Source organism: Bacillus sp. EB106-02-03-XG38 (genome assembly GCF_058792175.1).
Genome location: NZ_JBYTED010000006.1, coordinates 277,773 through 300,662 on the forward strand (window position 1 = coordinate 277,773; position 22,890 = coordinate 300,662).

Sequence of the window (22,890 nt, forward strand, 5' to 3'; positions counted from 1 at the left end):
AGATGAATACTACTATTGAAAAACAGCAGATTATAACATCTAATACAGAGCAGTGGAACATGTATTCAAAATTAGAAGGTAAGGAATATCAAATTCATATTTCAAAGCCGAAGCAGCCAGCACCAGAGTCAGGATATCCTGTTATATACATATTAGATGGCAATGCCTTTTTTCAAACATTCCATGAAGCGGTTAAAATACAATCAGTTAGAGCAGAAAAAACTGGTGTTTCACCAGCCATTATAGTAGGTATTGGTTATCGTATTGACGGGGCATTTTCAGGAGAGGAAAGATGCTATGATTTTACGCCTAGCGTAATGTCAAAAGATGCTCCTTTAAAACCAGACGGTAAACCATGGCCTAAAACAGGAGGAGCACATAACTTCTTTACTTTTATAGAAGAAGAACTGAAGCCTCAAATTGAAAATGATTTTGAAGTTGATAAAGGAAAACAAACGTTATTTGGGCATTCGCTAGGTGGTTTATTTGCTTTACATATACTATTTACAAACGTAAATGCCTTTCAAAATTATTTTATTAGTAGTCCATCTATTTGGTGGAATAACCAATCTGTGCTTGAAAAAGAAGAGAATCTTATAAATGAATTAAACAGTGCTAATTTTGAAACAGGAGTATTTCTTACAGTTGGATCACTAGAACGAGAGCATATGGTTGTAGGGGCAACCGAATTGTCAGAGCGCCTTCTCCAAGTAAAACACAATCAGTTTAGATTTACGTTTTATGAAGCTGAAGGAGAGAATCATGCATCAGTTGTGCCGACTTCTTTAAGTAAAGGATTAAGATTTATTAGTCACGTATAAATTGAATTGATTGTCTAATCAAATGAAAACGAAAGGCTATGGGGAAATTCTCCATAGCCTTTTGTTTGTGCAAGTAGAATTGTCCTTTTTGAAAGTTTTGTTTCAACTTTTCGTCTAAAGAGACAAAAAGTTGTCACAATTCGGTCACAATTAGCATAAACATAAAATAGACGAAATGAACTTATTTCCAAAAAGGCTTAGTTCATTCCAAGCATGATTCGTAGAGCTGCAAAAGCATGGATTAAAAGTTCACTATATTTTCAAGGAGGTAGATCGTATGAAAACTATTCTTGCTATCGCTGGGCTTATTTGGGTTTTATCACATGGCATTCCAATTTATGAAGGAGAACAAATTCGCAGTGCTCTGAATAAAAATTTTAATGAATATCACGTTATTGATCGGCAAGATAATGTTGTGACAGTTCGTGTAAATGACTGTTTTCATACGGTAACTGTTGAAGGAACTTCAGTAGTGAATGATACAAAAGTATGTGATCAGCAGTAATTATATATAGGAAGAAAAAAGTCTCAATTTATACGTGTATAAATTGAGACTTTTGTATTTTTGGATGAATAATAAGTGGGGGTGGACAATCTCCGCTTATTATTGTTTTTTTGAAAAAAGGAAAGGGTATCATGAAAATTGAGGCTGGGAATCTAATAAATTGTTAAGAATAAGCATAGGGCGGAAATATACTCATATGGGGTATCATACATAGATAATTAATGCTATAATTGGTATACTCGTAAAAGCAATTGTTTTATTGGATGAAGAGAAACTTTAAGAAGGTGATAATATGGATCATAAAGAGCATGAAGCGGTAACACATAGATCAGAAAAAGAAAAAGAACAAATTATAAATAGATTAAAGAGAATTGAAGGACAGGTCCGCGGTATTCAAAATATGATTGAAAATGATCGTTATTGCGTGGATATTTTAGTGCAAATTTCAGCGATTAATGCAGCGATGAAAAAAGTAGGAATGGGTGTATTAAAAAACCATACGAGTCATTGTGTTTCAGGTGCTATTAAAGATGGCAATGGTGACGAAGCAATTGAAGAATTAATGACAGTATTTGAACGTTTTTCAAAAGCGTAAAAACAAGCTAGTGTGTCACTGGCTTGTTTTTTTGTTTACCTTTATCCGACTTTAATGGGCAGTAAGACCCCACCTTAAAATGCAGCGAAAGCAAAGAAGTTAGGTGGGGATCAACTGCCCATAAAAGTCCGATTGGTGAAGGCTAATAATCAGTGGGGGATGAAGAAAATCCCCACTGATTAAAGTTTCACTTTATATAGGATTTCGGGGTATTGATGTGAAAAAGTGTGTGTAAAATAAACTTTTAGAAAATAATTGAAAAATCATGATACAAAACCATTGATTACCTTAGGGGGGTATGGTAAGATGTATTTGTAGTTAACAAACAATGAAAAAACAAGAGGAGGATTTTAAATGGAACAGTTAACATTAAAAGTTGAAGGTATGTCTTGTGGACATTGTGTAAATTCTATTGAAAGCAGTGTGAAAGAACTAAACGGTGTTGAACAAGTGAAGGTTCAATTAGCAGAAGGAACTGTTGAAGTTACGATCGACTCGTCTGCTGTAACACTAAAAGATATCGTTGCTGTAATTGAAGATCAAGGATACGATGTTCAATAATTATTTTTAGATATGGAAATAAATCGTACTTTATAGGAAGTACGATTTATTTTGCTAATAATTATACCTCATAAGGGTATATAGAGGTGAGAGACATGAATGAACAAAAAGAGGCCAATCTTCAAATATCAGGAATGACATGTGCCGCATGTGCAAATAGAATTGAAAAAGGTCTAAAAAAAGTAGAAGGTGTTCATGATGCAAATGTAAATTTTGCACTTGAAAAAACAAAAATAATGTATGACCCCCAAAAAACAAATCCGCAACAGTTTAAGCAAAAAATTGAATCGTTAGGGTATGTAATTGTCAGTGATAAAGCTGAGTTTACTGTTTCAGGGATGACATGCGCAGCATGTGCCAATAGAGTGGAAAAGCGTTTAAATAAGTTAGAAGGTGTGAATGGAGCGACAGTAAATTTTGCTTTGGAGTCAGCTACAGTAGATTTTAATCCTGATGAAATTAATGTAAATGAAATGAAGAGTGCAATTACGAAATTAGGATATAAATTAGAAGTGAAATCAGATGAACAAGATGGATCATCGGATCATCGTTTACAAGAAATTGAGCGACAAAAGAAGAAATTTATCATTTCGTTTATTTTATCATTCCCGTTACTTTGGGCAATGGTAAGTCATTTCTCATTTACATCGTTTATTTATTTACCTGATATGCTTATGAACCCTTGGGTACAACTCGCTCTTGCAACGCCAGTTCAGTTTATCATTGGTGGGCAGTTTTATGTTGGTGCTTATAAAGCGTTACGAAATAAAAGCGCTAATATGGATGTTCTCGTGGCACTTGGAACGTCTGCAGCGTATTTCTACAGTGTGTATTTAAGTATTAGGTCGATTGGTTCTTCGGAACATATGACAGACTTGTATTTTGAAACGAGTGCAGTACTTATTACATTAATTATTTTAGGTAAATTATTTGAAGCGAAAGCAAAAGGACGCTCGTCAGAAGCAATTAAAAAATTAATGGGATTACAGGCGAAAACCGCTACTATTGTACGAGATGGAACAGAAATAAAAATTTTAATTGAAGAAGTGGTAGCTGGTGATATCGTTTATGTAAAGCCTGGTGAAAAAATCCCAGTAGATGGAGAAATTGTACAAGGAAAGTCAGCGATAGATGAATCGATGTTAACAGGTGAAAGTATTCCAGTTGATAAAACAATTGGGGATGTAGTAATCGGTTCTACAATGAATAAAAATGGATTTTTAAAAGTGAAAGCAACTAAGGTAGGAAGAGATACTGCATTAGCTCAAATTATTAAAGTAGTAGAAGAGGCTCAAGGTTCAAAAGCTCCTATTCAAAGGGTAGCAGATCAAATTTCAGGTATTTTCGTGCCGGTTGTCGTTGTGATTGCAATTATCACATTTGCAGTGTGGATGCTATTTGTTACACCTGGTGATTTTGGCGGAGCACTTGAAAAAATGATAGCCGTACTTGTTATCGCTTGTCCATGTGCATTAGGTCTTGCAACGCCTACATCTATTATGGCGGGATCAGGAAGATCAGCAGAGTATGGTATTTTATTTAAGGGCGGGGAGCATTTAGAAGCAACGCATCGATTAAATACAGTTATTTTAGATAAAACAGGTACTGTGACAAACGGGAAGCCGGTGTTAACAGATGTAATTGTAGCAGATGGATTCCGTGAAGAAGAAATACTACGTTTAGTAGGTGCGGCAGAAAAAAATTCTGAACATCCACTTGCAGAAGCGATTGTAGAAGGAATTAAAGAAAAGAAAATTGATATCCCAAGTTCAGAAACGTTTGAAGCGATTCCAGGATTCGGTATCGAATCAGTCGTAGAAGGGAAACAATTATTAATTGGTACACGTCGATTAATGAAGAAATTCGATATTGATATTGAAGAAGTTTCTAAATCGATGGAAGAGCTAGAACGAGAAGGAAAAACAGCAATGTTAATAGCGATAGATAAGGAGTATGCTGGAATAGTTGCCGTTGCGGATACTGTAAAAGATACTTCAAAAGCAGCTATCGCAAGACTTAAGAAAATGGGTCTAGACGTTGTTATGATTACAGGAGATAATACACAAACTGCTCAGGCAATCGCTAAGCAAGTTGGTATTGATCACGTAATTGCAGAAGTATTACCAGAAGGAAAAGCAGAAGAAGTGAAAAAACTGCAAGCGCAAGGTAAAAAAGTAGCAATGGTTGGAGATGGAATAAATGATGCTCCTGCACTGGCTACGGCGGATATCGGTATGGCAATTGGAACCGGAACGGATGTAGCGATGGAAGCGGCAGATATTACGTTAATCCGTGGTGATTTGAATAGTATTGCTGATGCAATCTTTATGAGTAAGATGACGATAAGAAATATTAAGCAAAACTTATTCTGGGCACTAGCTTATAATGGATTAGGCATCCCGATTGCAGCGTTTGGTTTCTTAGCACCTTGGGTTGCTGGAGCCGCGATGGCATTTAGTTCTGTATCCGTTGTATTAAATGCATTACGACTGCAAAGAGTGAAATTAAAAAAATAAAAATCTATAGAGTAATTGCATAGGCTTTTAAACAAAAACAATACTTTGAAATAAGTATTGTTTTTTGTTTATATAGAAAGAAAAAAGATATAATAAAGCAGAAATATTGAATACTAGATGGTAAAAAAGTTAAATGATAGTTTCGTAAGGAGGTAATAACAGTAAATAAGAATCTATAAAAACTATCAAAATTTACAATTACAGGTTTTATATTTTACAGAATTCAACATATAATATTTTCAGGTGATGAAAAGGGGGGGGGAGGATGAAAACAACACGTACTTGTAAAATCAATTCTATTACAAAAGAACAAACGGAAGATTTAATTACTTTGATCCGTACGTTCGAAAGTGCAAAACGATATAGTTTTAATCGTTTGATTGAGGGCGAAAACGAGAAAGAATTGATAAAAAAACTACAACCTAAATATTTGTTAAATAAACGTTTTTGTGAAGATGCGATTTTACAAGCGCAAACGATCCTTTTCTCTCAAAAAGAACTTCTTCCTGTTTACCTAGAAAACAATCAAAAAAAAGTTAGAAAAGACGTTACAAAAAATAGATGATTATGAACGCGGCAAAAAAAGACCTAAACAAGTTGCATTAGAAACTTGTTTAATTGGCTTAAAAAAACGAAAACAAAAATTAGAACAAAAAATTGAAATGTATGCAAAACATATTAAAAATAAAACATTACCTCCTATTATTTTTGGTGGGCGGAAAAATTTCTATGAAAGAATGAAAAACAAGATATCCAATCAAGAATGGAAAGATTTGCGGACACGACAATTATATTCTCGTGGAGATAAAAGCAAAAAAGGGAATTTGAACATGCGCATTACAGTTGATGACTGTGGGCAAGGATGGTTAGAAATTGCAAATCCATTAGGACGAACAAATGGAAAAACAAAAAAACCACGAATCAAAGTTCCGATTATCATTCCATATCATTTTTATCATCAAATCACAAATGTCGTTATGGGAAAGCAAATCGGTGTAAATTCAAAAGGAAAACCGATTATAGAGCATCAAAAATATAGTGTAGAAATCATTCGTAAACAAAATGAATTTTATTTGAATATTACGTTTGATGAAACAGAAATAGGTCGTGTACTAGATTTCAAGGAAATACCACAATCAGATGTAATTGCAGGAATTGATGTAAATCCGGACCGCATTGCAGTTAGTTTATGTACAAAACAAGGTAATTTTAAAGGGTCAAAAATTTTTTATCTACACAATATGAATACGCTTTCAACAAACAAACGCACAACGATAATTGGACAAATTGTACAACAAATTAAAACATGGTTATTGGCAAACAATGTAGGTGGAATTGTTTTAGAAGATTTAAAGTTTCAACAATCTCATGATACTGATAAATACAGTAATCGTAATTTCCATCAATTTACGTATAAAAAGATGTTGAACAGTTTAATTCGTATGTCTCTTCGTAACGGATTTTCTGTTAAAACAGTAAACTCCGCTTATACAAGTGTGATTGGAAAATTAAAATACAGTAAAAATTTCGGTATTAGCGTTCATGAAGCAGCCGCATTCACGATCGCAAGACGTGGATTAGAATTGCAAGAACAATTACCAAAAGAGATTATATTATTATTAAAAAACCAAATTATAACAAAACTGCGTATTCTTGTTGCTTCCATGGAAGAAAGTAAAAAGAATACGAAAAAAGTATATAAAAAATGGTTACAAACAATTCAAACGTGGAAAGAATATCACAATTGGAAATTGTGGAGCATTCTTCATAAAACTGTTTATATGAGCAATCAACAATTCGTATTTAAAATTTAAATGAGAAGGGGGGTACTGGTTTATTTCTTATAACCTCTTGCATACTACTGACTTGGATGAATGGTAGTATGCAAGGACAGATCGTTCCTAACAGGAACCTGCCGTCATTCTTTCACAATAGGTGGATGAAAAGGTCACAACCCTTACGGACAGGAAAAAGGTGAGATTCCTTTTCTGTAGTTGGCATTTGACTTGGTTCGCCAACAATTTATAGATTTTTATAAGAATTTTAAACCAGGTTCATATATGTTAAAAGACACGATCATTAGAACATTCCATAAAGAGGATTTAGAACAAGTATTACAGTTGTTCTATGAAACAGTTCATACAATTAATGCAAAAGATTATAACGTGTTACAGCTACAGGCATGGGCACCAGAGCGACTAGATAGAGAAAGTTGGTTACATTCTTTAGAGAAGAATATTAGTTATGTAGCGGATTATAACGGTGTGATAGTGGGATTTGGTGATTATAATGATGAGCATTACGTAGATCGTCTATTTACGCATAAAGATTATCAAGGGAAAAGGATAGCGTCATACATACTACAGAAGTTAGAAAAAGAAGCAGTGAACTTGGGACATAAGGAGATATATACAGAAGCGAGTATTACAGCAAAACCTTTCTTTGAAAGTAACGGTTTTATTTGCATAAAGGAACAAAAGAAACAGCATAACGGTCAGATTTTTACTAATTATGTAATGAAAAAAATAGCCCTCTCATAAACGAGAAGGCTATTTTTTCATTATTTTACAGCTTCTTTAAGTTCTTTACCAGCTTTGAAAGCAGGTACTTTAGAAGCTGCGATTTGCATTTCTTCACCAGTTTGTGGGTTACGGCCTGTACGAGCAGCTCTTTCGCGAACTTCGAATGTACCGAATCCGATAAGTTGTACTTTTTCACCAGCAGCTAAAGTGTTAGTGATTGATTCTACTACAGTTTGTACAACTACAGTAGCTTCTTTTTGAGAAATCTCAGCGTTTTGTGCTACGTTTTTAATTAATTCTGTTTTGTTCATGTTTTTCACCTCATATGTAAATAATGCTATTTAAGTTGTTATTATAACGTATAAAACATTCGAGAACAAGTGTACGTACATATATTCGTAAAAAAAATGAAATTTGTAATATTTTTTAGAGTCACTATATAGACAGTTCATTTAAGCGGATACAGATCTTTTCTTTAATTCGGTTTGCTCTTTATTGGAGGGTAGTTTTTTATTATAAGATATGAAATAAGGTAATGCTACAAATAACATACCTCCTACTAAGTTTCCAAAGAAAACAAAAATGAAGTTTGGAAAATATTCAATCCAAGTTAAATGACCAGCAAAAATTGCAGCTGGGATGACAAACATATTGGCTACAACATGCTGAAATCCAATCGCAACAAAAGTCATAACTGGGAACCAAATGCCGATAATCTTTCCGATAAATTCTTTACTTCCCATACTAAGCCAAACAGCTAAACAAACGAGCCAATTACATCCGATTGCAGAAATGAAGGCTTGTAGTGGTGTGTCTTGAAGTTTAGCTTGCGCAATAGCAACTGTTTTCGCTAAAAAAGTGCCCTCTGTTAATCCGACGATATGACCGAAAAAATAAGCCACGAATATAGCACCTATGAAGTTGCTAAACGTAACAATTACTAAATTTCGAATGAAGTGAAATAAATCGATTTTCTTGTGAAGCCACGCCATTGAAACAGTCATCATATTGCCAGTTACTAATTCACCACCTGCAAGAATAACGAGTATAAGACCGATAGGGAATACAGCAGCGCCTAGAAAACTAGTAAATGATCCCCAAGACTTTGGCATTGTTCCGATAACATGGATATCGAGTAAATACCCTAATGCTATGAAAGCACCACCAAAAAAACCGAGAATTAGCATAGGGAGTAATGATAAATAAGCTTTTTTTCTTCCGGAATTCGCAGCAAGCTCCGAAATTTCTTCTGGTGTAAATACAGACATGAATAACCTCTCCTTAATAAAATGATAGAATAAATAGAAAGAACATTTTTAAGAATCTATGTATTATAAAAATATGTTATGACTTCTGTATAAATTTGTCAAAGTGAGTAGAGTGGAATTGGATATAACTAACATTGTTCATGTTGTCACATTAATGTAACAATAAGGCTTTAAAGTACTTCTAGAGGTGAGAACATGAATACGCATCATGTAAAAAAAGAACAAAAAACATCAATCATAAAAATATTCATAATCAGTTTTATAAGTATAGTAATGATTTCAATAAGTTTGTATTTCTATGCGACAGAAATTGAACGAAAACTAGTAACAGTTACGTGGAATGAAATAGAAGCATCTACAATTCCTAAAGAGTTTAATAATAAAAAGATATTACAATTCTCAGATGTACATTTAGGGCCAGAATTTACACTGAAACAACTAGAAAATTTGGTGGAGAAAATGAATGCGTTGCATCCAGATATAGTAGTTTTTACAGGGGATTTAATAGATAAGTTTGGATCGTATAAGGCAGAAAGAGAAGAAGCGAAAGGTATGTTACAGAAAATACATGCCCCCTTAGGGAAATTTGCAGTGTTTGGGAATCATGATAGGGGCGGGGGAGGTAGTTTATTTTATAAAAAATATATGGAGGAAGCTGGTTTCTCTGTGTTGGTAAATGAAGTGCAGAAAATTAAAGCGGAAAACGGCAAGTATATTACAATATCAGGTTTGGATGATTTTTTATTAGGGAAGCCACAAATAGATTCGACTTTAAAACATATAAGACAACAAGATTTCAATATGCTCTTAGTACATGAGCCGGATGTTGTAGACAAAGTAGCTCGTTACCCAGTTGATTTTCAATTATCAGGACATAGTCACGGAGGACAAGTTCAAATTCCTTTTATAGGTCCATTAATTACTACAAAATTAGCGGATAGCTATGTGGAAGGTATGTATGAATTAGAGGGGAAGAATAAGCTGTTACATTTATACGTAAATCGTGGTATTGGGACAACCCGAATGCCTGTTAGATTTTGGAGTGTACCTGAACTTTCAGTATTTGTATTGAAGCAAAATAGTAATTAGACTACTTTAGATTAGGAGGAAGGCTTTCAAAGAAAGTGAGAGTGCTGGAAAGCCGTTAGGGGTTCCCACCACTCTGAATAAAAAACAACAATAGGTTAAATAACCCACTGTTGTTTTTTATTATTTTTGCAAAGGAATCGCATCAAAATATGTTCTATAGTTATTAGAGAATTCAAAGTTGTTTTTTGCATCCCAATTAATAGACCAAGACATTAGGCCGCGGAATGCAGGGTAGCCACTCTGATTTGAAAGCTTATACTTTCCTCCAAAAGGAATTCCTTTAATGATATAATCTAAAGCTTTTTTCATTTCAGTTGGAGAAATATATCCGCCACTTGGAGCGGCCGCTGGTGCTGCAGGAAGTCCAATCATGACTTGATCCGAACGAAGAGCTGGGAAAATGTTATTTGCATTACCACCTACAGGAAAACCATGTAAGAGCATATCTGCCATAGCGACCTCGTAGTCTGCTGTACCTTGACTGTAGTTATTACCGTCCATTCCAATTCCGCTACCAGCGTTGTAGTGTTGAACGTGAATGTATGTTAGTTTGTCTTTCACTCCGTAAATAATTGGTAAATATGCACCCCATATGCTTCCATATGCACTATAACCGCCTTGAACATAAGCTGTTTCAGGAGCCATGCTTAATAGAAAATCTGGACCATAATGATCTGAGATTGTCCGAATAGCTGAAATAAGATTTACGATTTGAGGAGTCGTTGGGTTTTTGAAATTAGTGTCATTTCCGTTTAAGTAAATACCTGATTCAAGGTCAATATCGATTCCATCAAAACCGTATTTATCGATTAGAGATTGTAGAGAATTAATAAAACGTTGCTTAGCGGTATTATCAGGAAGTAAAACGACGCCATTTTGTCCACCTATTGAAAGAACTACTTTTTTTCCTTTACTTTTTAAGTAAGCAATATCTGATTTGAATTCTGCATCAGTACCATACACAGGAGAAAATTCAACAGTGGAACGATCACCACCAGTTTCACCGAAAGATACGTTGATTACATCCCATTTTGGTGAAACGTCTTTTAATTTAATAATGCCAGTACCGTTATCGAAGTTATGCCAGTATCCAACGAGTAGTTTTGATCCTAAATTGTTTGCTGCTTGTGCTTGAAAGGGGACTAGTGGTAGCAGTAAGAAAATCACTAAAGTATAACAAATGAATTTGAACTTGTTTAACATATCAACACTCCTATACAAAAAGTTGTCTAGATGTATAATCTTGTTTATTTAATTATATCTGAAAATTCATTCTTTTGTAAGGTGACTATAATTTTCTCAACAATTGTATATGGAAAAATATTAAACCTAATGTAATAATTTCATTAGAAGCTTGTATTACGAGTGTTAAATTCAGAATATTTTGATATGTTTTAAAGTATAGGACAAGGTTTTTCACATAATACTCTTACATAAATTTCAAAATTACGTTTGGAAGGGGATGTACAAGAGTTGGATAAAAATCTTAAGAAAGACCTCAAAATACGCCATATTACAATGATCTCAATTGGCGGCGTAATAGGAGCTGGTTTGTTTGTTGGGAGTGGTGCGGTTGTACATTCAGCAGGGCCAGGTTCTATCGTTTCATATGCATTAGCAGGAATTCTAGTTATTTTCGTTATGAGAATGCTAGGAGAAATGGCAGCTATTAACCCGACAAGTGGTTCATTTGCAACATATGCACGAGAAGCAATTGGTCCATGGGCGGGGTATACAATTGGGTGGCTATATTGGTTTTTCTGGGTAATTGTTATTGCAATAGAAGCTACAGCAGGTGCTGGTATTATTCAATACTGGATTCCAGAAATCCCGCTCTGGTTATTAAGCTTAATATTAACGATTTTATTAACATTGACGAATGTTTTTTCAGTGAAATCATTTGGAGAATTTGAATATTGGTTTTCATTTATTAAAGTAATAAGTATTGTTTTGTTCCTTTGTCTTGGACTGGCTGTTATTTTAGGATTTGTACCAGGAACGGAAGCACCTGGCACTTCGAATTTAGTAGGGCAAGGAGGATTTATGCCAAACGGCATCAGTTCCGTGCTGCTTGGAATTACCGTCGTTATATTTTCATTTATGGGATCTGAGATTGTTGCAGTAGCCGCTGGAGAATCTGCTGAACCTGTAAAAGCAGTCAAAACAGCAACAAATAGTGTGATTTGGCGTATTCTCGTATTTTTTATTGGATCAATCGCTATAGTTGTTACACTTCTTCCGTGGAATTCAGCAAACATACTAAAAAGTCCGTTTGTAGCGGTACTAGAACATATAGGGATACCAGCGGCAGCACAAATTATGAATTTCATCGTGTTAACAGCCGTACTTTCTTGTTTAAATTCGGGTTTATATACAAACTCAAGAATGCTTTTTTCGATGGCAGAAAGAGGAGATGCTCCAAAGGCATTTTTGAAATTGAACAGTAGTGGTGTTCCAGTTCGGGCAGTTTTATTCGGAACTTTTTTTGCTTACATTGGAGTTGTTTTTAGTTACATATCTCCAGATAAAGTATTTTTATTTTTAGTGAATGCATCTGGTGGGATTGCTTTACTCGTTTATCTCGTTATAGCAGTTTCACATTTAAAGATACGTAAAAAAATGGGAAAAGTGGAACAACAAAATTTGAAAGTGAAAATGTGGTTTTTCCCGTATGCAACGTATGTTACAATTGCAGCTATTATAGCAGTTTTAGTTGCTATGCTAGCAATTGAATCTTTGCGTTCGCAGGCATTATTAACGATGCTTGTTACTGTTCTTATAATCATTTCTTATTTTATTTTTAATAGAAATAAAAATAGTACAGTGTTGAATTCTAAAAGTAAGAATGAGGAATCTGTTCGCTTCTAATTTCTTGTTTTAGAAGAGGGTTACACCCAATCATTGCTATAAAAGAATCATATATAATCATAGAAACAAGTAATTACTATTGTCATAGTGAATATAAACTTTTTTCTTGACTTTTTATATGAAGGCGAGCAAAATGGTAAAAAAGGAAGGGGGGATGACGATGGAAGAGTACGTATTAGAGCTGTATAACCTGTTATATACGACAGAATGGCAAGATATTGTTTCGTTTCTAGGAATAATGTTTTGTATGAAAATTGTAATTGTATATATGGAAGAGCAAGGTATGTTCTATTCCTTCTCATCCTCGTTCGATGTGCAGCGCGAGCCGTTGCTAAACTATGCCAATGTGAATTACGAACATTTTCCTTTTGTTATATTCTTTATGATTCGATTTATAACTGCAATTGTAAAGAAAAAGGAAAGCGATGATGAAGAGTGCCACTCAACTTGTAATATAGCGAACGTTTTTTAAGCTAAATACAAGGAGGAGATTTATATGTGGTTTCGATTTCTTATGATTGGTTTCTTTTCATTAACAGCAATTTCATTAATGGGATATCAAGTGTCTGAAATTTTTCAAGCATATAGCAATACGTTTTTCAACAAAAACTAAGTACATTGCTATTTAAATAATAAAGCGATAAAATCCTTCTTAAGAAGTTTTATTAAGAAGGATTTTTTTTGCTCTGTCTTACTGTGTCAAACTATTGTCACATTTACACTGTGAATAGTATGTTAAAATAGTGAGGTTACGTATACATATTTGAAGGAAGAGGGAGTGACCATTTTGGTGGATCAATCAACAAATCAGAAAAGCTATGCTCCTATTGTGATAACGCTTTCTGTAATTGTAAATGCGATTATTTTATTTTTGTTCTTTGGACCTGTTGGCTATGAAGGAGAAGTACATTTTGATGTAACAATTTTACCAATGTTAAATGCAATTTTTAATAGCTTTACGTTCGTATTCTTATTAGCAGCTCTATACTCTATTATTAAGAAAAATGTGAAAATGCACCGTGGTTTCATACTGGCAGCATTTACAACAACGTTGCTATTTTGTGTTTCTTATTTATCGTATCATTACCTGGCGCCGGCAACACATTTTGGCGGAGAAGGATTCATTAAATATGTGTATTTTATCATTTTAATTACACATATTATCCTGGCAGCAATTATTGTACCGCTTGCATTGTTTGCACTTGTATTTGGTTTTACAAATCAATTAACACGCCATCGTAAAATCGTACGTTGGACAATGCCGATTTGGTTATATGTAAGTTTGTCTGGTGTTATTGTTTACTTAATGATCTCACCTTATTATCAATAAAAAATCTCAGCCTGTAGGCTGGGATTTTTTTGTTAGGCAAATATTTTTGTGAAATGAAAAAAATATGTTATACAAAAGTATAGTTGCTTTTCATATAGAAGGGATGGTAAAGGGATATGCAAAATTTTTTATTTCGTAATCCAACAAAACTTATTTTCGGTCAAGGTCAATTAGAACAGTTAAAAGCTGAAATTCCACAGTTCGGTAAAAAAGTTCTTCTCGTATATGGGGGAGGAAGTATTAAAAGAAATGGTATTTATGATAATGTACTTTCTATTTTAAAAGATATAAATGCAGAAGTATTTGAATTGACAGGTGTTGAACCGAATCCACGTGTATCAACTGTAAAGAAAGGAATTCAAATTTGTAAAGAGAATGGTATTGAATTTATTTTAGCAGTTGGTGGAGGAAGTGTAATCGACTGTACGAAGGCAATTGCTGCTGGTAGTAAGTACGATGGAGATGTATGGGATATTGTAACGAAAAAAGTATTTGCTAGTGAGGCATTACCGTTTGGTACTGTGCTTACGCTTGCGGCAACAGGATCTGAAATGAATGCTGGTTCTGTTATTACAAACTGGGAAACGAATGAAAAATATGGCTGGGGTAGTCCAGTTACTTTCCCACAATTTTCAATTTTAGATCCCGTTCATACTGCTTCTGTGCCAAGGGATCAAACAATTTACGGTATGGTAGATATTATGTCGCACGTATTAGAGCAATATTTCCATCATGGAACAAATACAGAATTACAAGATCGTTATTGTGAGTCTGTTTTAAAAACAGTAATTGAAACGGCTCCTAAACTGTTAAGTGATTTAGAAAGTTATGAGCATAGAGAAACTATTTTATATTGCGGTACTATGGCGCTAAACGGCATTTTAGCGATGGGAGTAAAAGGAGACTGGGCAACTCACAATATTGAACACGCAGTTTCTGCGGTTCATGATATACCACATGGAGGCGGTTTAGCAATTCTATTCCCGAACTGGATGAAGCATGTTGTAGATGAAAATGTAAGTCGTTTTAAACAGTTTGCTATTCGTGTATTCGATGTAGAAACAGATGGGAAGACTGATCGAGAAATTGCGTTAGAAGGAATTGAGGCGTTACGTCAATTTTGGACTTCAATTGAGGCGCCGGTAACATTAGCGGATTATGCTATTGGAGAAAATGAAATTGATGTAATGGTGGATAAAGCGATGACTTATGGTGAATTTGGTAACTTTAAAAAATTAAATAAAGATGATGTTTTAAGCATATATAAAGCTTCTCTATAAGTGAATCGAGAAAAGAAACCTATTTAATTGTTATATCAAATAGGTTTCTTTTTTTGTTGGTTATAAATGCTTTTGAATGATTTTGATTATTTATGGATGTTTGTGGTTGATTTTTGTGATCGTTTTCATTATACTGTAATCAAAGAAGAGGTGAATGAAATGTTAACTCCTGAACGTCATCAAATGATATTGCAACTTGTAAAAGAGCAGAAGGTTGTTAAATTACAACAATTAGTGGAAAGTACAGAAAGCTCTGAATCAACAATTCGTCGTGATTTAGCGCAATTGGAAAAACAAAGATTACTAAAAAGAGTTCACGGTGGTGCGGCTGTTTTAACAGGAAAAGGACAGGAGCCGACGATGGTTGAAAAATCATCCAAAAACATTCAAATAAAACAACAAATTGCGAAGTATGCGGCTAACATAGTTGAACAAGGTGATTGTATTTATTTAGATGCAGGAAGTACGACATTTGAAATGATTCCATTTTTAATAAATAAAGATGTTACTGTCGTTACGAATGGACTTATGCATATTGAAGCTCTAGTTGAAAATAATATTCGTGCATATTTACTGGGCGGGATGATGAAAAGTAGGACGAAAGCTTTAATCGGTGCGATGGCACAGGAAAGTATGCAAAAGTACCGTTTTGATAAATGTTTTTTAGGAGCGAATGGTGTACATGAACAGCTTGGTTTTACAACACCGGATCCAGAAGAGGCGCTTTTAAAACAAATGGCATTAACATTAGGGAACGAAGGATATTTTTTAATTGATGAAAGTAAGTTTTCAGAAGTTGCGTTTGCGAAAATTGCCAATGTTGAAGAGGCGAATATTATTACAAACCATTTAGAAATTGATTTAGAAAAATATAAAAGACAAACCAATGTAATTGAGGCTGATAAACAATGATCTATACAGTTACTTTAAATCCATCTATTGATTATGTAGTACAAGTGAATTCCTTTGATTTAGGCACAGTAAATCGAGCAGAGAAAGATATGAAGTTTCCTGGTGGAAAAGGGATTAATGTTTCTCGTGTTCTCCATCGTTTAGGTGTTGAAAATATAGCACTTGGATTTACTGGTGGATTTACCGGTCAATTTATTAAAGATGTACTGCAGACGGAAGGTGTAACAACAAATTTCGTCCAAGTGGATGAAGATTCTCGAATTAATGTGAAAATAAAAGGGCAAGAAGAAACGGAATTAAATGGGCAAGGGCCAAATGTGACAAATGAACAATTTGAACAATTAATGAAACAAATCGAAAGTATGAAGCAGGGAGATTATGTTGTACTAGCTGGAAGTGTACCGTCGTCTATCCCAACTACCTTTTATGAATCAATCGCAGTGCTCGGAGCTGAAAAAGGTATTCGCGTAGTAGTTGATGCGAGCGGAAGTGCACTGCAACACGTAATTAAAAATAAGCCATTTTTAATTAAGCCTAATCATCATGAACTTGGTGAGCTATTCGGTGTAGAGATTTCCACAGTAGAAGATGTTTTACCGTATGGAAGAAAATTAATCGAACAAGGTGTAGAGCATGTTATCGTATCAATGGCCGGAGACGGAGCTTTATTATTTACGGCGGAAGGTATATATGAAGCAACTGTTCCAAAAGGTGTTGTAATTAATTCGGTTGGAGCTGGAGATTCTCTCGTTGCAGGATTTGTAGGTAAATATGAACAGACAAAAGATATTGAAAAAGCATTTCAATATGGCGTTGCAACAGGGAGTGCAACAGCATTTTCAGCTGATTTATGTGAGAAGAAAAAAGTAGAAGAATTGTTGTCGCAAGTAATTGTAGCTAAGCGATAGGGGGAAGCAACATATGAAAATTACAGAACTATTAAAAAGGGATACAGTTATTATGAATTTGACAGCTTCAAATAAAGAAGCTGTCATAGATGAATTAGTTGAGACATTAGCCGGTGCAAATCGTTTAAATAGTAAAGTGGAATTTAAAGAAGCGATTTTAAAGCGGGAGTCGCAAAGTACAACTGGAATAGGGGAAGGGATTGCAATCCCTCATGCGAAAACAAAAGCTGTTAAGCAACCAGCGATTTGTTTTGGTAGAAGTGTAAGCGGTATCAATTATGAATCACTTGACGGACAGCCAGCGCATTTATTCTTTATGATTGCTGCAAGTGAAGGAGCGAATAATACGCATCTAGAAACGTTATCGCGCCTATCTACATTATTAATGGATGAAGCGTTTCGTAAGCAATTATTAGAAGCAAAGGATGAGGAGGAACTTCTTCGTTTATTTGATGAAAAAGAGAATGAGAAAGAAGATGAGGTTGAAGTTGCAAAACCAGAAGGAAATGAACCGTACGTATTAGCAGTTACGGCTTGTCCAACTGGAATCGCTCACACGTATATGGCTGCGGATAGCTTAAAAGCAAAAGCAGCAGAGCTAGGTATCGCAATTAAAGTTGAAACGAACGGATCAACAGGTATAAAAAACGGTTTATCGAAAGAGGATATCGAACGAGCAACTGCTATAATTGTTGCGGCAGATAAACAAGTAGAAATGAACCGTTTTGCTGGGAAACATGTCATTCAAGTACCAGTCGCTGATGGGATTAGAAAGACGGAAATGCTTCTTAATCGAGCTGTAAAACAAGACGCGCCAATCTTTAAAGGAATAAAAGAAGATGGAAAGACGGAAAGCACAGAGAAGGAAAAAGGGTTAGGAATTTATAAGCACTTAATGAACGGTGTAAGTAATATGCTTCCATTTGTTGTTGGTGGAGGAATTTTAATTGCACTAGCATTTTGGTTTGGTGGTATAAAAGCAGAAGGACCATTGGCCGAATTGTTAATGTCTATTGGGGGAGGTAAAACAGGAGCATTTTTATTCCTCGTACCAATTTTAGCTGGATTTATTGCGAGTTCTATTGCTGATCGTCCTGGTTTTATGCCTGGTGTTGTCGGTGGATTTTTAGCAGCGCATGCGAATGCAGGATTTTTAGGTGGATTAATTGCTGGTTTCTTAGCTGGATATGTTGTTTTAGGATTGAAAAAATTGTTTTCAGGATTACCAGTACAGTTAGAAGGAATTAAACCTGTATTGTTATATCCGGTCTTTGGATTATTAATTACAGGAGTTGTTATGCAAGAAGTAGTTAACCCACCTGTAGTAGCATTGAATGAAATGTTAACAGGATGGTTAAATGGTTTGAACGGTACAAATGCTATATTATTAGGGCTTATTTTAGGCGGCATGATGGCAATTGATATGGGTGGTCCGATTAATAAAGCTGCATTTACATTTGGTATTGCTGCAATAGAAGCGCAGAACTTTGGAGTGCACTCTGCTGTTATGGCTGGTGGTATGGTACCGCCGTTAGCGATTGCATTCGCAACTACTTTATTTAAAACAAAGTTTACCGAAGCAGAACGTAAATCCGGTTTAACAAATTATATTATGGGCGCGTCGTTTATCACAGAAGGTGCAATTCCATTTGCAGCAGCAGATCCGATTCGAGTAATAGTAAGTTGTGTAGTTGGTTCAAGTATTGCGGGTGCATTATCTATGTTATTCCAAATTACATTACCAGCACCGCATGGTGGATTGTTTGTTATCGCATTGGTAAATAAACCAGTGCTATATATTTTCTCAATACTAATAGGTACAGTTGTTTCGGCTCTTATGATGGGGATTTGGAAAAAGAAAGTTAAATAACAGATGTAAAAGGAGTAGCTTTTATTAGCTACTCCTTTTTATTACAAAAAAAGGGGTTAATAATTGGAGAATGATGGATTTTGGTAAAAGATGTAATGAAATATGGTTTTTTTGTAACAAAAAAGTAATACTGTAATTTTTTCTGGAAAAAAATTCTGGTGCTTGTATGTGGAAAATATATGAAAACTATTGAGGATTCTATTGGAAATAGGATTCGTTAATATGGAAATTTATGTTACAACTCATTAATCGCATATTACGAATGGTTTGTAATTGTGTGATTTCTAAAAAACTTAAAAATCTGTTGCTATAATGAAAATACGAAAACAAAGCAAATGGAGGCTATTCATGAAAAAATTATTAGGTATAGCAACGGCGGCAGTTTTTGGTCTTGGGATTTTTGTAGGTTCTGCGAAAGCAGAAACGATTGTAACAACAGACGTATTAAATGTTAGAGAAAACCCAACTGTAGAGTCTAAGCTTGTAGGTAAAATGTTAAGTGGAAATAAATTAGATGTTGTAAATACAGAAAACGGATGGACAAAAATTAAATTAAATGGTCAAGAAGCGTTTGTAAGTGCTGAATTTACAAAAAGTACATATTATGTGACGGCGGGCGTGTTAAATGTTCGTGCTGGAGCGAATACTGATTCTGAAATTCTTGGTAAACTAAATAAAGATGATGTAATTGAAACGACAAATCAAGTTCAAAATGAATGGTTACAATTTGACTACAATGGAAAAACAGGATATGTTCACGTGCCATTTTTAACAGGAACGGCACCTGTAATTGAAAAGAAAGAAGTTGTAACGCAAGAAGAAGCGCCAGTAAGAGTAAATACGCCGGTTAAGAATAATAAAGTGGTTAAGAACAAAGAGACTGTTAAGAATGTAGAATCAAATAAACCTGTGGTAAAACAACAGTCAACTACGAAACAAGTTGCGAAATCTACTCAAACAAGTGCACCTGCTGGTGGACGTGAAATAACAGTAGAAGCGACAGCGTATACAGCGCATCCAAGTGAGAATGGTACGTATGGTGGTCGTGTATTAACTGCAATGGGGCATGATTTAACAGCGAATCCAAATATGAAAGTAATTGCAGTTGATCCTAAAGTAATTCCACTTGGATCGAAAGTATGGGTAGAAGGATACGGAGAAGCGATTGCTGGAGATACTGGTGGTGCGATTAAAGGAAATCGTATTGATGTTTTAGTAGGTTCAGATGGTAGTGCTAATAGCTGGGGGCGCAAATCTGTAAAAGTGAAAGTTATAGAGTAGTATAGATGTATGAATATAAAAGGCGGTTGCTTGAAAGTGTGTAAGCAACCGCCTTTTATGAATTATTGAAAAGGATAAATCGTTTTACCTGTAATGATTTTATATGCACTGCAAAATTGATTTTGTATATACTCTGTATTTTGATTTTCTGGATGTAATGTAGTTTCTTGGAGAGTAGAATGAAAAGAACGTAGCAAACAATTTAAGGCGAAATATAATTCTTCTTGTGAACAATTTTGTTCTTTTGTAGCAGTAGCTAAAATGAGGTCTTTTGTTAACGATGAAAAATTGATGGCAGATTGTTCCATAGTCAACTCATCCTTTCAAACGTATTTTTACTCATGTATATGCGGAATTGGACAAACTATGTTCTTTTTTTATTTATAATTTCATGTACCGGAATGAAAGAACTTGCAATCATGCCGTTAAAATTGGTAAGATTGGATATAATCAATAGATGGAGTACATCACATAAAGAGAGTTGAATGATATGGGAGAAGTGCAACGTGAAAAAGTTGCTGTCATCATTGGACCAACTGCTGTTGGGAAGACGAAGTTAAGTATTGATCTTGCCAAAGCATTGAATGGTGAAATAATAAGTGGAGATTCCATGCAGATTTATCGTACGATGGATATTGGAACTGCAAAGGTGACGAAAGAAGAGATGGACGGAATTCCACATTATATGGTCGATATAAAAAATCCGGAAGAGTCATTTTCTGTTGCTGAATTTCAAGAGCGTGTTCGTAAACATATTCGAGAAATTACAGAACGTGGTAAATTACCAATTATCGTTGGTGGAACGGGTTTGTATATACAATCTGTTTTATTCAATTATCAGTTTACGGATGATGCCGGTGATACTACATACCGAGAGCAGATGGAAAAGGTAGCAGTAGAACATGGTGTGGAATATGTACATAAAAAATTACAAGAAGTAGACCCAGAAAGCGCTGAGCGTATTCATGCAAATAATGTCCGCCGTGTCATTAGAGCTTTAGAAATTTTTCACACGACGGGTGAAAAAATGAGTGATCAGCTTGAAAAACAAGAAAATGAGTTATTATACGATGTTTCCTTGATTGGCTTGACAATGGATCGAGAAATGCTATACGATCGCATTAACTTACGAGTTGATATAATGATGGAACAAGGCTTATTGGAAGAAGTAGAAGGCTTGTATAATAGAGGGATACGAGATTGTCAATCTATTCAAGCGATTGGATATAAAGAGATATATGATTATTTTGAAGATCGTGTCTCTTTAGAAGAAGCGGTATCACAATTAAAGACAAATTCACGTCGTTATGCAAAACGTCAATTAACGTGGTTCCGTAATAAGATGGATGTCACATGGTATGATGTTACAGACGGTGAAAAAACGTCAGAAATTTTACGATACATAGAAGGAAAGCTACAACTAAAGTCGAATAATAGTAAGTAGAGAAAAAGAGGAGGATTCGACATGAAGCAATCAATCAATATTCAAGATCAATTTTTAAATCAACTCCGTAAAGAGAATACGTTTGTTACGCTGTACTTATTAAATGGTTTCCAGCTTCGTGGATTAATTAAAGGATTTGATAATTTTACAGTCCTACTGGAAACAGAAGGTAAGCAACAGCTTATTTATAAACATGCAATTTCTACATTTGTACCACAAAAAAATGTTTCAATTGAATTAGAGTAGTAATGAATTATTGTACATAAAAAAAAGAGCGAATTTCTCGCTCTTTTTTTATTTGCCATAAACAATACATAGTGAATTTAAGCGATTCTAAATACAGTAAGGCGAATGTTAGTGTTGCCTGTTTCAGGAATTGTAATTTCGCTAAGAGTAGATTTAACAGAAATGTTTGAGCCGGCAGTTAATGTTTCGATCGTAGTGAATGAAAGTGAGTCGCCTATTAGATTTGAAGAGAAGTTGTCAGTTGCGACTGCTCCATTTATTGAAATTCCTACTCCGAGTGGGGCACATCCTGGTGCAGTTGTAGAAATGGATACGCTAATGACATAAATACCAGCGTTGATAACAGTAACTGTATCTGTGCCATTGAAGATAATGTTGTTTACGTTAATTGCAGTATTAAAAATGAAGTTGTTAAATTGGAGTACTGTTTGTTGAATGTTGTTTGTAACAACAATTGTTGCTACAGGGAAGCTAGGTCCAGTAGGCCCGGTTGGTCCAGTCGGGCCGCCAGAAGGTCCAGTCGGTCCAGTAACTCCTATGCCAGTGGCACCGGTAGCACCCGTAGGTCCTTGAGCACCTTGAGATCCAGTGGCACCAGTAGCCCCTGTGTTACCTTGAACGCCTTGAGGTCCAGTAGCGCCAGTAGCCCCTGCTGGTCCTTGAGCACCTTGAGGTCCAGTAGCGCCAGTAGCCCCTGCTGGTCCTTGAACACCCTGAGGTCCAGTAGCACCAGTAGCACCAGTAGCGCCAGTGTTACCTTGAACACCCTGAAGTCCAGTGGCACCAGTAGCCCCTGCTGGTCCTTGAACACCCTGAGGACCAGTAGCGCCAGTAGCCCCTGCTGGTCCTTGAGCACCTTGAGGTCCAGTAGCGC

The 22,890-nt window shown here is 35.2% G+C and carries 22 protein-coding genes and 1 pseudogene; 18 read left to right on the plus strand and 5 right to left on the minus strand.

What is annotated here, in order from left to right:
• The first annotated feature begins 2 nt into the window (after positions 1-2).
• The 7 genes and pseudogenes from AC3WTI_RS24145 (at position 3) to AC3WTI_RS24175 (ending at position 7,538) form a co-directional block, all read left to right on the plus strand.
• Positions 3-821, plus strand: coding sequence for an alpha/beta hydrolase (locus AC3WTI_RS24145; RefSeq protein ID WP_087958672.1), 819 nt, complete (start codon positions 3-5; stop codon positions 819-821).
• Between the two features lie 277 nt (positions 822-1,098).
• The gene (locus AC3WTI_RS24150; RefSeq protein WP_000849106.1) at positions 1,099-1,326 is read left to right on the plus strand and encodes a hypothetical protein; all 228 of its coding nucleotides are present in this window, start codon (positions 1,099-1,101) and stop codon (positions 1,324-1,326) included.
• Between the two features lie 292 nt (positions 1,327-1,618).
• Entirely contained in the window at positions 1,619-1,921 is a 303-nt protein-coding gene (locus AC3WTI_RS24155; protein ID WP_000349636.1) for a metal-sensing transcriptional repressor, read from the plus strand.
• Between the two features lie 354 nt (positions 1,922-2,275).
• Positions 2,276-2,482: a copper chaperone CopZ gene (gene copZ / locus AC3WTI_RS24160; protein ID WP_002014669.1), complete on the plus strand. Its 207-nt coding sequence runs from the start codon at positions 2,276-2,278 to the stop codon at positions 2,480-2,482.
• 95 nt (positions 2,483-2,577) lie between these two features.
• Entirely contained in the window at positions 2,578-4,998 is a 2,421-nt protein-coding gene (locus AC3WTI_RS24165) for a heavy metal translocating P-type ATPase (protein WP_097840511.1), read from the plus strand.
• A gap of 265 nt (positions 4,999-5,263) precedes the next feature.
• A pseudogene (locus tag AC3WTI_RS24170) lies at positions 5,264-6,812 on the plus strand (IS200/IS605 family accessory protein TnpB-related protein).
• Positions 6,813-7,058: 246 nt separating this feature from the next.
• Complete coding sequence (locus AC3WTI_RS24175; RefSeq protein WP_097840559.1) at positions 7,059-7,538, plus strand: GNAT family N-acetyltransferase; 480 nt, start codon at positions 7,059-7,061, stop codon at positions 7,536-7,538.
• 20 nt (positions 7,539-7,558) lie between these two features.
• Here the strand turns inward: AC3WTI_RS24175 and AC3WTI_RS24180 are convergent, their stop codons facing one another.
• Together AC3WTI_RS24180 and AC3WTI_RS24185 are read right to left on the minus strand one after the other, a co-directional pair.
• Positions 7,559-7,831 carry an HU family DNA-binding protein gene (locus tag AC3WTI_RS24180; protein ID WP_001043904.1) on the minus strand — a complete coding sequence of 91 codons (273 nt, stop codon included), beginning with the start codon at positions 7,829-7,831 and terminating at the stop codon, positions 7,559-7,561.
• A 141-nt stretch (positions 7,832-7,972) separates the two neighbouring features.
• Positions 7,973-8,788, minus strand: coding sequence for a formate/nitrite transporter family protein (locus AC3WTI_RS24185; protein WP_087958675.1), 816 nt, complete (start codon positions 8,786-8,788; stop codon positions 7,973-7,975).
• A gap of 195 nt (positions 8,789-8,983) precedes the next feature.
• On the opposite strand from AC3WTI_RS24185, the gene AC3WTI_RS24190 reads away from it, so the two are divergent.
• Positions 8,984-9,877 carry a metallophosphoesterase gene (locus AC3WTI_RS24190; RefSeq protein ID WP_087958676.1) on the plus strand — a complete coding sequence of 298 codons (894 nt, stop codon included), beginning with the start codon at positions 8,984-8,986 and terminating at the stop codon, positions 9,875-9,877.
• A gap of 120 nt (positions 9,878-9,997) precedes the next feature.
• Here AC3WTI_RS24190 and AC3WTI_RS24195 read toward each other — a convergent pair whose 3' ends face one another.
• Complete coding sequence (locus tag AC3WTI_RS24195) at positions 9,998-11,080, minus strand: chitinase (protein ID WP_087958677.1); 1,083 nt, start codon at positions 11,078-11,080, stop codon at positions 9,998-10,000.
• Between the two features lie 270 nt (positions 11,081-11,350).
• Here AC3WTI_RS24195 and gabP point away from each other — a divergent pair, with 270 nt between their 5' ends.
• The 8 genes from gabP to entD all read left to right on the plus strand — a co-directional run bounded on the left by gabP (position 11,351) and on the right by entD (position 20,326).
• Complete coding sequence (gene gabP / locus AC3WTI_RS24200) at positions 11,351-12,745, plus strand: GABA permease (RefSeq protein WP_087958678.1); 1,395 nt, start codon at positions 11,351-11,353, stop codon at positions 12,743-12,745.
• Positions 12,746-12,878: 133 nt separating this feature from the next.
• Complete coding sequence (locus AC3WTI_RS24205) at positions 12,879-13,217, plus strand: hypothetical protein (RefSeq protein ID WP_116746294.1); 339 nt, start codon at positions 12,879-12,881, stop codon at positions 13,215-13,217.
• Between the two features lie 315 nt (positions 13,218-13,532).
• Positions 13,533-14,075 (plus strand): DUF420 domain-containing protein, encoded by a 543-nt coding sequence (locus AC3WTI_RS24210; RefSeq protein ID WP_000228316.1) that lies wholly within the window; start codon positions 13,533-13,535, stop codon positions 14,073-14,075.
• A gap of 116 nt (positions 14,076-14,191) precedes the next feature.
• Positions 14,192-15,355: an iron-containing alcohol dehydrogenase gene (locus tag AC3WTI_RS24215; RefSeq protein WP_097840509.1), complete on the plus strand. Its 1,164-nt coding sequence runs from the start codon at positions 14,192-14,194 to the stop codon at positions 15,353-15,355.
• Positions 15,356-15,514: 159 nt separating this feature from the next.
• Complete coding sequence (locus AC3WTI_RS24220) at positions 15,515-16,267, plus strand: DeoR/GlpR family DNA-binding transcription regulator (RefSeq protein ID WP_087958681.1); 753 nt, start codon at positions 15,515-15,517, stop codon at positions 16,265-16,267.
• The gene (pfkB, locus tag AC3WTI_RS24225; protein ID WP_097840508.1) at positions 16,264-17,175 is read left to right on the plus strand and encodes a 1-phosphofructokinase; all 912 of its coding nucleotides are present in this window, start codon (positions 16,264-16,266) and stop codon (positions 17,173-17,175) included. Before AC3WTI_RS24220 ends, pfkB begins: the two co-directional genes overlap by 4 nt.
• Before the next feature lie 13 nt (positions 17,176-17,188).
• Positions 17,189-19,045: a PTS fructose transporter subunit IIABC gene (locus tag AC3WTI_RS24230; protein WP_097840507.1), complete on the plus strand. Its 1,857-nt coding sequence runs from the start codon at positions 17,189-17,191 to the stop codon at positions 19,043-19,045.
• A 348-nt stretch (positions 19,046-19,393) separates the two neighbouring features.
• Positions 19,394-20,326: a cell wall-binding protein EntD gene (gene entD / locus AC3WTI_RS24235; RefSeq protein ID WP_087958684.1), complete on the plus strand. Its 933-nt coding sequence runs from the start codon at positions 19,394-19,396 to the stop codon at positions 20,324-20,326.
• A gap of 62 nt (positions 20,327-20,388) precedes the next feature.
• Here the strand turns inward: entD and AC3WTI_RS24240 are convergent, their stop codons facing one another.
• Entirely contained in the window at positions 20,389-20,634 is a 246-nt protein-coding gene (locus AC3WTI_RS24240; protein ID WP_071757749.1) for a hypothetical protein, read from the minus strand.
• 182 nt (positions 20,635-20,816) lie between these two features.
• On the opposite strand from AC3WTI_RS24240, the gene miaA reads away from it, so the two are divergent.
• Together miaA and hfq are read left to right on the plus strand one after the other, a co-directional pair.
• Positions 20,817-21,770 (plus strand): tRNA (adenosine(37)-N6)-dimethylallyltransferase MiaA, encoded by a 954-nt coding sequence (gene miaA / locus AC3WTI_RS24245; RefSeq protein WP_097840506.1) that lies wholly within the window; start codon positions 20,817-20,819, stop codon positions 21,768-21,770.
• A gap of 21 nt (positions 21,771-21,791) precedes the next feature.
• Entirely contained in the window at positions 21,792-22,016 is a 225-nt protein-coding gene (hfq, locus tag AC3WTI_RS24250) for an RNA chaperone Hfq (protein WP_000813896.1), read from the plus strand.
• A 77-nt stretch (positions 22,017-22,093) separates the two neighbouring features.
• Here hfq and AC3WTI_RS24255 read toward each other — a convergent pair.
• Positions 22,094-22,890 (minus strand): Gly-Xaa-Xaa repeat protein (locus AC3WTI_RS24255; protein ID WP_492304468.1); only part of this gene is annotated, 797 nt, incomplete at its 5' end.